Origin of the sequence: Kineococcus glutinatus (assembly GCF_039542765.1) — a bacterium.
In the GTDB taxonomy this organism is placed as follows: domain Bacteria; phylum Actinomycetota; class Actinomycetes; order Actinomycetales; family Kineococcaceae; genus Kineococcus_A; species Kineococcus_A glutinatus.
Map to the genome: position 1 here is coordinate 1 of NZ_BAABIL010000034.1, position 948 is coordinate 948.

The 948-nt window shown below is 76.6% G+C and carries 1 protein-coding gene; it reads left to right on the forward strand.

The window, feature by feature from the left end:
* Positions 1-92: 92 nt before the first annotated feature.
* Positions 93-948 (forward strand): AAA family ATPase (locus ABEB16_RS01825; protein WP_425560082.1); only part of this gene is annotated, 856 nt, incomplete at its 3' end.

The following is a 948-nucleotide window of genomic DNA, read 5'->3' on the forward strand; positions in this document are numbered from 1 at the left end:
CCCCACCCCGGGCAGCCCGTCCCGGCTCCCGAGCACCGACCCCGGAAGGCCCGCAGACCGTGAGCGAAGCAGACCAGCGCAGCGACCTCCCCGTGCCCGGCGCGCCCGCGCAGGTGCACGACCCGGCCCGCTCCGAGGCGGCCCGCGACGCCCTCGCCGCCGTCCGCCAGGAGGTGTCCAAGGCGGTCGTGGGCCAGGACGCGGCGATCACCGGCCTCGTCATCGCCCTGCTCTGCGGCGGTCACGTGCTGCTGGAGGGCGTGCCGGGGGTCGCCAAGACGCTGCTGGTGCGCTCGCTGTCCACGGCGCTGCGGCTGCACACCCGGCGGGTGCAGTTCACCCCCGACCTGATGCCCGGCGACGTGACGGGCTCGCTCGTCTACGACGCCGCGACGGCGCGCTTCAGCTTCCGGGAGGGCCCGGTCTTCACGAACCTGCTGCTGGCCGACGAGATCAACCGCACGCCGCCCAAGACGCAGGCGTCGCTGCTGGAGGCGATGGAGGAGCGGCAGGTCAGCGTCGACGGGGTGCCCCGGCCGCTGCCCCGGCCGTTCGTGGTGGCCGCCACGCAGAACCCCGTGGAGTACGAGGGCACCTACCCGCTGCCCGAGGCGCAGCTGGACCGCTTCCTGCTGAAGCTGACGCTGCCGCTGCCGCCCCGCGACGACGAGGTGGAGGTCCTGGCCCGGCACGCGGCCGGTTTCGACCCGCGCGACCTCGCGGGCGCGGGCATGCGGGCGGTCGCGGGCCCGGAGGACATCGCCGCGGGGGCGGCCGCGGTGCGGCGGGTGCGGGTCTCCCGCGACGTCCTGGGCTACGTCGTCGACGTGTGCCGCGCGACCCGCTCGTCGCCCTCGCTGGCCCTGGGCGTGTCCCCGCGCGGTGCGACGGCCCTGCTGTCGACGGCGCGGGCGTGGGCGTGGCTGTCGGGCCGGGACTACGTCTCCC